Raw genomic sequence first — 10109 nt, forward strand, 5'->3', positions numbered from 1 at the left:
TTGACGTCTATTTTGTAATCGGCTGGCAAAAGCGCTCCCTGTCGCAGACTCTCACCTTCAACCAAAAAATCAAGACGAAGCGACGGAGTCCTCCAAGTGAAAGTTTGCGTTCCTAACGGAGAAGGAACTTCGACCAGCAGTTGCGGTGGGTTGCATAGCCGAACGAATCCCGCGGCACTCGATGAGATCATGAACTCCCGACGATTCACTTATGCTCTCCTAGAAACGGTTCGGGAAATTGGGCGGAGCGATCTCTCGCCAAACAATCACAAGACAACGCCTTCGACAATCTAATCGGTATTAAGGACGACCACGGTAGCCATGGGGTCGACTGGCCTTGCCGGAAGTCGGATGTCGATCCCCGTAGCGCTAGATGAAATGGGCAACGGTTTGCGAGTTTTGTCGGCAAGGAGATAGGCACTAATGATCTTGCGAGGCAGAGTATCGAGATGAAAGGAACCACTGGGCCACTGAAAAATCTCTATATAGATCTTCCCGGGCGCTGTGGTGGATCTCCAGGACCAACTTGGAACGAATACAGGTTTCCCGTTTTCGTCTTTCTCCGTCGAACTGAAGGCGCCAGCTTCCGCACCAAAGAGCGTGGGTCCCGTGCCGTAGATGGCTTTGCCGTTAACCGACAACCACTTGCCTATTGCTAGAAGGCGCTGCACCTCCGGTCCGGGCACGATGCCATGAGAATCAGGGCCAATGTTCAGAAGGTAGTTCCCGCCTTTACTGGCGATATCGATGAGGTTATGTAAAAGCGTCTCAGTAGATTTAAAGTTTGCGTCATAGGATTTATATCCCCAAGTATCGTTGATTGTCATGCACGATTCCCAATCGCGACCGGGAAAACCTTGCGGAGGGATACGTTGTTCAGGGGTCTCTGTATCTCCGTCGTAACCTCCTCCCAGCCGATTATTCCAGATAAGGTTAGGATGCTGATTGAGCAAGGTGACGATCTCGGCAGCACGCGCTGGTGTCATCTCGCTGGTAGGAGTGTCGAACCAAACGATGGCGGGAAATTCTCCGTAGTTATTTAGAAGCTCCTTGATCTGTGGTATCGCTTTCGTCTGAAGGTAGGTATCGAAGCTGCCATTCTGCGCCGGATCCCAGTGGAAGGTTGGAGGCTGGTGGTCGCCCGTCTTATAAGCAGCGCCCCCAGGGGCGGTCCAATCCTGATCCTGAGAGTAGTAAAAGCCAAGTTTGATACCTTGCTTCTTGCACTCAATAGCCAAGTCGCGAATCGGGTCTCGATGGAAGGGCGTTGCATCGACGATATTGAACGAGTTCGCCTTCGAATCAAACATGGCAAAACCGTCGTGGTGCTTCGCTGTGATGATGATGTATTTCATCCCGGCTGACTTCGCGAGCGCGACGATATCGTGCGCGCTAAACCGCGTGGGATTGAACTGGGAAGCGAGCGCCTTGTATTGAGCTACAGGAATCGATTCAGTATTCATGATCCACTCGCCGATGCCTGGAGCTTGCTTACCATTCCATGTGCCGGCCGGAATCGAGTAAAGACCCCAGTGGATAAACATACCGAAGCGCGCCTCTCTCCACCAGTGCATCCGAGCATCGCGCTGGGGTGTTGTCTCAGCGTCTTGAATAGCAGGGACCTGATGAATGACAGGCCGGACCGTCTTGGCACTTCCCAGCTGCGCATAACTTAATGTTCTAGCAGTAGAAAGAAGCATAATAACGACGGTGTAGCGGGCTATGTTCATATTGATTCCTATGCTTAATAACAACCTGATTGTGACAACCGACGGTTGCAGCAATCATTAACTCAACTTGCTGGAACCATTGCCATTTGAACGATCAACGCATCCTTTCATAAATGAAAAGATGCGCTGAAGATAAAGGTAGGAATCGTTCAAAATGTAAACTTCCCATTGAACTGGAGTGCTCTGCTTGTATTTGCACCGGTAATCACTCCGACCGTCGGGCTCCCGATTACTGCGTTCGGGTTGCTAAAATTCGGATGATTGAATACGTCAGAAGAATCCACTCGGACTGATATATCCGCTAACTGCCCGAGCTTTCTCACCGCCCAATGCTTGGAAAGGCTCACATCCAGCTGCCTCCAGGAAGGTCCAAACAAAATGTTTCTCCCCGAGTCACCATAGGTTCCAACCGCTGGCTGAACAAAATCTGCTGGATTGAACCACTTTGCAATAGAGGGATGGGCAAGCCGGCCACTCCCGATGCGATTCGGGAACCAAGTGCCTGCCAAAGACCCGTCGAGATTGCTCGACATAGTCGGCGTAAACGGTGTACCCGAATGAATCTGAAAGAGCCCAGAGACCACCCATCCGCCGATGATAGCGTTGAGGACCCCACCGCGATTGAGAAACGCCTTTCCTTTTCCAAACGGGAGCTCATAGATGACGTCTCCATTGAATGTAATGGGAACATCCAATAGCGAGTTCCCATAGCTACTCCGTGGAGAGTATCCATTTTGCCAGACAGAGCCTTCTGCCCCTGCTCCACCATAACCACTGCCCGTGCCGTCATCGAGAGTATGAGAATAGGTAAAGTTGGCAATAAACTGCAGCCCTTGGGTATATTGCTTTTGCGCTCTTAATTGTAAGGAGTCGTAGTGCGATGTTCCGCCTCCGAAGGTCGTGCTGATGCCTTGATACTGAGGATAGGGCCGATACACTGCCATATTCACCCCAGGATTGGTGAAATTGGAAATGAGGTCAGCGGGTATCTGGTTAAAATCGGCGGCGAGTGCAATATGCTGGCCTTTACTGCCAACATAGGCGGCATCAAGCACAATCCCGCGAGGGAGCTCGTACTGAACGTCCAACTGGTACTGCTGAATATAAGGGGTCCTAGTGTGGTACGGGATATAAGAGACAGGCTGCCCGTTAAGTAATGAAGGTGTGAGGGACTCCGGTGTCGGCACAATCAGAGGCGGCGGTCCTTGCGCAAGATTGAAGACTGCCGTAAGGCCATCTGTCGAATTCACACTGACTTGCTGAGTTAAACCCGTACCAGTCGATCCTGCATACGTGTTGTAACCAAACAGTTCGGTATAGATTCCATACCCTCCACGAACCACCAGGTTCTTTCTGGGAGACCATGCAAAACCTACGCGTGGTTGCCACAGGTTGTACTGCGTGGCTTCGACTGAAGTGCGGCCATTATTGCCAGCAAACCAAAGTGCCCCCAGGGTACCCGTCGCAGGGTTGATCAGGTTAGGATCAAAATCGGAAAGCTCATTGTGCGCCTCTTTCCAACCAGGCTGTATCTCGTAGCGAAGTCCCAAATTAAGTGTCAAATTGGAACTGGCCTTGTAATCGTCTTGAAAAAACACCTGTGTGGATTTGAGCCGCGAGCCCGTCAACGGCGAGATCGAATTACTATAGTTGGAAACATCGCCTAGAAGTAAATCGGCATAGCCGATTCCAACACTAGGCGATGGATTCATTGCTGATGCGGCCCTTGGATCGAGCGTAGAGCTACCATTGAAGCTGAAGCTTCCGTCAGATTGTCCACCAAAGTTAATGTTTACCTGATAGATGTCGAATTCGCCACCGAACTTAATGATGTTCTTGCCTCGTATGACCGTAAAGACATCAGAGGGCACGAAATCATCTTCATGCAGAACCGCATTAAGACCTGTAGAGAATCCGCTGATATTTGCAATATTGATATTTGGGAAAACATCCGATGTCGGATTAGGAATAGCAAGTTGCGCAGGATAACCTTTGCCGTAGTCCCCCCCTACCCAGTTTCCAGAAAAGCGAATCATCGAAAAGCGCGCTTCGTTAATCGCGGTAGGAGATATCGTCCAGGTATCTGATATCTGCGGTGCCCACTCATTTCCCTCTTCCGTGTATTCTCCAATGGGCGTATACGGCGTAACACTTGGAAAGCTAATAGTTCCGTAAGTTGCAGATGCATTAATATGGTGGCTCTTACTTAGGTTGTAATCTACCTTGCCGTTATACCAGTATGTTACCTGACTCGTTTGGTTCGAATATTCCAGATTTGCGCCATTCTGGTTTACATTTGGAGCTGGGAAGAACTTCTGAATATTCAGTCCTTGCTGGCTAAAATCTGTCGATGGCACCATATTATCTAAAAATGGTTGTCTTACCGTCTGGCCTCCGACTGTCACCGTCGTGGCAGGGTTGAAAATCTGCTGCGGATCGTCATATTGCCCAGCGTACGCCGCACCAAGAGCGGGATTCGGATTGCAAATTGCTGCGGCAGATGTCGGATCATTTGCAAAGCCCGTTGGGCAGCCTGCTGCTAATTGCGCAGAAAAGTCGCCGGCGCGCTCGGCGGTTGTAGGCACAACCGCGAAGCCAGGGCTCCCTGCAGTATAGACATATCGCTGGAAACCAAAAAAGAAAAACAACTTATCGCGCTTGATAGGGCCGCCAATCGTCCCGCCTATCACGTTAGATGAGAACGGTGGAATAGGTTGAGCGGGATTTGAGAAGTAGTTCCTCGCACCAAAATAAGCGTTTTCGTTATAGTCATATACTGATCCATGGAAGTGATTCGTTCCGCTCTTGGTAATTACATTGAACACAGCCTGGCCATTCCCCGAGCTGGCATTGAACGTGTGGGTATCAAAATCATTTTCGGCGATAAAATCCGTCGGATTGATGATCCAATCAGGATTTTGGCTTCCGATGAGGGTCGCCGTTCCGCCGTTCAGCAGGAAGCTTTCTTGATACGACTCCCCCCCATTGATGCCAATTCCAGAGCCGTTCGTAGTCTGGCCGCCACCGCCGTTCACGCCCGGAATGAGCGCGGTCTCATTGAACCAACCCTCACTGCCGGAGCCGACATTCGGCAATGCGTCGATTGTCTTTGAGTCAAGGATGAGGTTCTGCGCAGAATCTTCTGTTTGCAACTGAACAATCGCATTTGAATTAACGACGACCTGTTCCGAGACGGCTCCCATCTGCAGAGTGGCATTCACTGTGATGGGTTCGTTCTGCAAGAGAACATTATCCTGAACAAAGGTCTTATACGACGGAACGCTGAAGCTGATGGAATAGACTCCAGGTGTTAGCTGGGGCACGTCGTAAATACCGCGGGAATCGGAATTGGTATGAGTAACGACACCGGTGTTCTTGTTGGTTAATGTAACCGCCGCATTGGCGACATTGGCCCCGGAGCTATCCACAACCGTGCCACGAATGTCGCCGGCATTTACATTTTGAGCATTGCTTCGTACTGTTGGGAGTAACAAGCCAGCACAGGCTACAAGTATTGCCGCTAACCTTGTGAATTTACCTTTATAAAACTTTCCTTGCTGCATATCGCCTCCTGAATCTATTAAATCTTTGATATTTTTCCGGCAATCAGCTCTGGGCTGAGAAGATTGATCATGCGAGAGATTGCTCTGAATATCCACTTTTTCTTTCTTGCGACGGACTGTCATCCTGCGCTCTTTTTCGTAAGCTTTATTACCTGCGCCGAGCCGTCGTACTGCACGATAGCGTCAGGTTTGGGTTGGGAACTGATGCCTATCCCTCTGCCTTCCCTAACGATGAATACACGCATCTTTCGGGCCTTGAGCATGCCGACGAATTCGCCCTGTCGTTTACCCAGGGAGAGAGATTGCATGCGGTCATTCCAGTCCAGAGAGATCGTGGCGTAGCTACCTTTTTCATACCGATAACTGTCTCCTTCGTCGTCGTAGAGAAGGAAGTGGCCATCTTGTCCGGGATATATGCGGATGTCAGTTGGGTCTTCTTGGTCGCGCGTGGAATCGACGATGGGTCCAAGCAGGATGATAGAACCGGCTTTGGCGAAGACTGGCATGCGGTCGATAGGCGCCTCAGCCTGAATCGTCTGTCCGCCCTCGCTCTTCTTACCGGTCCAAAAGTCAAACCATGCAGATCCTGCAGGAAGATAGACCGCGCGAGTAGTGGCGCCGGCCTCGGTAACAGGATTGATAAGGAGAGATGGACCGAACAAAAACTGGTCGCTGATATTCCGAACTTTCACATCGTTCGGATACTCTAGTGGAAGAGCGCGCATCATCGTCCCGCCCTGCGCGGTTATATCCCATGCAACAGAGTAGATATAGGGCATCAAACGATAACGAAGGTCGTCGTACCGATGGAGAACTCGTTCAACCTGCGGCCCGAACTTCCACATCTCTGTCTCGCTCTTGTATCCATGAATACGAAAGAGGGGGCAGAACGTTCCATACTCAAACCAACGAATCAGTAGTTCGTGGTATGCGTCCGAGGTGTATTGGTCATCCGGCCGAAAAAAGCCGCCTACATCGGTCGTCCAATACGGCAATCCTGACATGCTGAAGTTGAGCCCAGCAGGAAGCTGACGCCGAAGTGTCGCCCAGTTGCCGCTGATATCTCCCGACCACGACGCCGCGGAATTCCTTTGCTGGCCAATGAATGCGGAACGCGTCAGGATGACCACGCGCTTCTCGCTAGTGGTGGCTCTCTGGCCTTGGTACACTGCGGTCGTTTCATAGAGCGGATAGGCATTCTTGATGAAATCGCCAGGCCCGAGAAAAGTCATTTGCCCGCGCAATGGATCGAACTCAGGCTCGCTCGCATCTAGCCACCACCCATCCAGGCCATACCTAAAGAGCCCTGTGTCGATATCCTGCCAAAATAGGCTTCGTCCCTTTGGATTGAAGGCATCGAGCCATTGCTCATGCGTCGGTGTCTCCCCGGAAATTAGCACAGACGCGGATTTAAGCTGTTTATGTACCTCGGTCTGTGTGCCGAACTTGGGCCAAACGGAGATCACTAAATGAAGGTTTTCTTTATGGAGAGCGTCCATCATTTCTGATGGATGGGGATAATGGGTCTCGTCGAACTTCATCGCGTTCCAGCCATACTTGTCCCAGTAAAGCCAGTCCTGCACAAAAGCATCGACAGGGATTTGGCGCTTCCGGAATTCGGCGGCTGTATCGAGTATCTGTTGTTCGCTTGAATAGCGCTCTCGGCATTGCCAAAAGCCATAGGCCCACTTCGGAAAGAGAGGGGCTTCGCCTGTAGCTTCACGATATTCGCTAACCACTGTATTCAAATTCGGGCCATACAGAAAGTAGTAGTCCACGTTTGACCCGGCACGGGAGCGAAAGATAGTCACATCGGCAGGCGCGCGCATCGAGAGTGCTATACCCGCCGCTCCACCCTGGGCCAGAACAGTGTGATCGCCGGGTTCCAGATAAACATGTCCGCCGGCAGTATCTGGCACCCACATATTCACGAGATCTATGACAGGTTTTCCATCTACGTTTAGGCGAAGTTGCTTCGTCTTGTCGCTTCCCAGGAGAAACCCATAGTCTCCTGCGACTGTGGTATGGAACGACCCTGCTCCTGTTTTCTGATCGATGTTGATAGGCTGATCGGCCGGATCGAAATCCGTGACCGACGCATTGTTCCAAATGAGACCATAGCCTTCTGTAGACAGTAGAACGGGAATCGAGATATTCGTGTTGGCTTGTTGGAGGCGGAACGGGATGCCTCGCAAATTGAACCACCCCTCCTGATGCTGACCCAAGCCGTAGAGAGCTTCATCCTTTGGAGAGAGAAACGTTTGTTCCACCTGCCACGTTTTCGTACCCAGTTCCACCTCAGGTGTGAAGACCCTGGAAGCCTCTTGCAACAAAGGGCTACCGTCGTGCGACAAGAAGGTCACGGCTCCGGACTTGCGACTAATCTCCACGGCGAGGGCATCCGTAGAAAGAAGCAAGTGCTCTCCGTCTGTCTTCAGGGAGTATGGAACCGGCTTCCAGACCTTAGGAACAGTGGTGAGCACCTGCTTTGCGAAATTTTGCTCCGGCGTAGCCAACACGTGAATAATCCGGTCGGTACAAACCTCGACTCGTATAAGACCTTGCGAGGTGATGATGGTGACGCCGGTCGCATCCTTTTTATAAGGGGCAATAGCGAAAGCCGGACTCTGCTCCGCGAAACTCTGCACAGAACTTACGAGCAAGCACAACACCGCGCCACAGAGGACAAACAAGGCGCATGAACGTCCAAACATGAAGGGGAATAGACTCTTTTGATCCAAAGTCACAAAAGCGTCGGAACAATCTATGAAGCGGCGATCAAAGCCGACCCTTCTATTGCTGCGGAATGGAACATCGTTCACGCGGAGAACTCCTGAAATACTTGTCGGTCGCTTTTCAGTTTGCACATGTGAGACATTCAGATCACCGGCGAACATGAATACTTGACCACATACTTTTATGGGGAGAATACATGTTTTGTCAATGATCAATTATTATGGACGGAATCTGGGCTGATTTTGCTATCCTTCACGTCACTGCAACACCTCTGGGATAAGGAGGTGGAAATCACTTCTGCAAATTGGGCGGGAAGCAGAGAATGAACGTTCCCTCTTTAGAAGCCAGTACTTATTCGGTCTCAAATCAATCTGGAGAAAAAATTGTCGCGATTATTGCCACTCCTGCTTCTCATCGTTCCGCTCGTCGCTAGGCCCCAGCAGAGCGCCCATGTCGAACAGACGCCCGAAACGGTTGGGCCAGTTTCCGAAGAGATTGAGTGGACATGGGAAGTACGTCCAGCCCATGTCGATCCAAAACTTCCCAACGTGTTGCTCGTAGGGGATTCGATCACGCGCAACTATTATCCCGACGTCGAAAAAAAGCTCTCCCTTGCAGCGAATGTGTACCTGTTGGCTTCATCGACGTCGCTCGGTGATCCGCGACTATCAAAGCAATTGGCTGAATTTTGGTCGATGGAGGGAGTCCGCTTTCACGTGATTCACCTTAGCAACGGACTGCACGGTTGGAGCTACACCGAAAGTCAATACGGTGAGGCGCTTCCTTTATTTCTGACTGAGGTTCGAAGTCTAGCTCCCGATGCTCACCTTATCTGGACTTCTTCAACTGCCGTGAGAGACGATAACGCGACTGGCGCAACCAATGCCCGCATTGATGCGCGCAATCAGATTGCGTCAACTTTCTTCAAGAAGCACGGCATCTCCATCGACGATCAACACCGACTGATGCTCGATCACCGCGATGATTATCAGGACTCCGTGCATTTTAACGAGGCCGGTTCAGCAATCCAGGCAGAGCAAGCCGTAGCGACAATCCAAAAGCTGTTGACCAAAATTAGAGTTAGCAGCTTGCCAGTTGCACGAGCGCCAAACGGATGGCAAGTGCGGTGAGCGCGGCAACTACTCCACTGTGATTACGTGTTACTCGATTGGAACAATCTGGAACTGAGCGTTTTGGGGTGATGGCCATTGCGTCATCGCGTTGCCAGCGCTCTGATTTGTAGTCCCGGCAGGACTGCCGTCGCTGAGGTATTGATTGCTCGTATGGTCTACCAGATAGTAGTGACCATTTCCTTGGCTGAGAATCGTCCACTGCTGGTTTGTGTTGGTGCCCGACTGATCATCCCACTGGATGACCGCGTTACCGCTGGTTTGGACTCCGCCATTGTCGAGACATTTTCCACTGCCCCGATTGAGCAGTTTGAAGTATCCCGACCCAAGACTCACGATGTTCCATTGCTGGAAAGTATCTGTACCGGAACTGTCGGGATTCTGTACAACGGCTGTACCGTCGGTCGTGCTGCCATTGGTGTCCAATACCATACCACTGCCACTGGTCATGCTGACGACCTTGTAATAAGCGGTTGTGCTCAATGGTGTCGCGCTAACTTCGGCAGAGGCTGCCGATGTGCCAAGTGTGTTGATTGCTTTGATGGTGTAGTAGTAGGTTGTGCCAGTTGTGACCGAGGTATCGGTGTAAGTCGTGCCCGTAATCCCGGAGTGGTAAGCCGTAGAGCCTTCTCCGCCGCTACTGGTACCACGATAAACGCTAAAACTGGTGGCAATTCCGTTCGACTGCCAGGAGAGGTTGACCTGGGCGCTGCCCGCAGTCGCGATGACACTGGACGGCGCAACTGCATTCAGAGGAACGAGCATGAACTGTGCATTCGCCGTTGTAGTATATTGCGTCATCGGATTGCCAACACTCTGATTGCTCGTTCCCGACGGCAGACCATCGCTAAGATATTGCGAGCTAGTGTGGTTGAGGAGGTAGTACTCGTTTGTGCCTGTGCTCGAGAACTGCCATTGCTGGTTCGTATTCGTCGTTGACTGATCGTCCC

5 protein-coding genes are annotated in these 10109 nt (G+C 51.3%); 1 reads left to right on the forward strand and 4 read right to left on the reverse strand.

Translation table 11 applies throughout. The features are described 5' to 3' along the window. Positions 1–290: 290 nt before the first annotated feature. From GSQ80_RS00105 to GSQ80_RS00115, 3 genes are all read right to left on the reverse strand, one after another. The gene (locus GSQ80_RS00105; protein ID WP_216850063.1) at positions 291–1730 is read right to left on the reverse strand and encodes an alpha-L-fucosidase; all 1440 of its coding nucleotides are present in this window, start codon (positions 1728–1730) and stop codon (positions 291–293) included. 149 nt (positions 1731–1879) lie between these two features. Next, the gene (locus tag GSQ80_RS00110; RefSeq protein WP_158785486.1) at positions 1880–5416 is read right to left on the reverse strand and encodes a TonB-dependent receptor; all 3537 of its coding nucleotides are present in this window, start codon (positions 5414–5416) and stop codon (positions 1880–1882) included. Continuing rightward, positions 5413–8115: a glycoside hydrolase family 31 protein gene (locus GSQ80_RS00115; protein ID WP_158785487.1), complete on the reverse strand. Its 2703-nt coding sequence runs from the start codon at positions 8113–8115 to the stop codon at positions 5413–5415. The genes GSQ80_RS00110 and GSQ80_RS00115 overlap by 4 nt, the downstream gene beginning before the upstream one ends. A 297-nt stretch (positions 8116–8412) precedes the next feature. Between GSQ80_RS00115 and GSQ80_RS00120 the strand changes: the two genes are divergently transcribed. Then, positions 8413–9159: an SGNH/GDSL hydrolase family protein gene (locus tag GSQ80_RS00120; RefSeq protein WP_158785488.1), complete on the forward strand. Its 747-nt coding sequence runs from the start codon at positions 8413–8415 to the stop codon at positions 9157–9159. Positions 9160–9189: 30 nt separating this feature from the next. On the opposite strand, the gene GSQ80_RS00125 is transcribed toward GSQ80_RS00120, so the two are convergent. Next, a partial coding sequence (locus tag GSQ80_RS00125; RefSeq protein ID WP_174241283.1) for an RICIN domain-containing protein occupies positions 9190–10109 on the reverse strand: 920 nt, incomplete at its 5' end.

The organism is Granulicella sp. L46 (genome assembly GCF_009765785.1).
Classification (GTDB): domain Bacteria; phylum Acidobacteriota; class Terriglobia; order Terriglobales; family Acidobacteriaceae; genus Granulicella.

Bases quoted from the DNA above. Each gene is read 5' to 3' on its own strand.
- GSQ80_RS00105 (WP_216850063.1), bottom strand. From the start codon at position 1,730: ATGAACATAGCCCGCTACACCGTCGTTATTATGCTTCTTTCTACTGCT.
- GSQ80_RS00110 (WP_158785486.1), bottom strand. From the start codon at position 5,416: ATGACAGTCCGTCGCAAGAAAGAAAAAGTGGATATTCAGAGCAATCTC.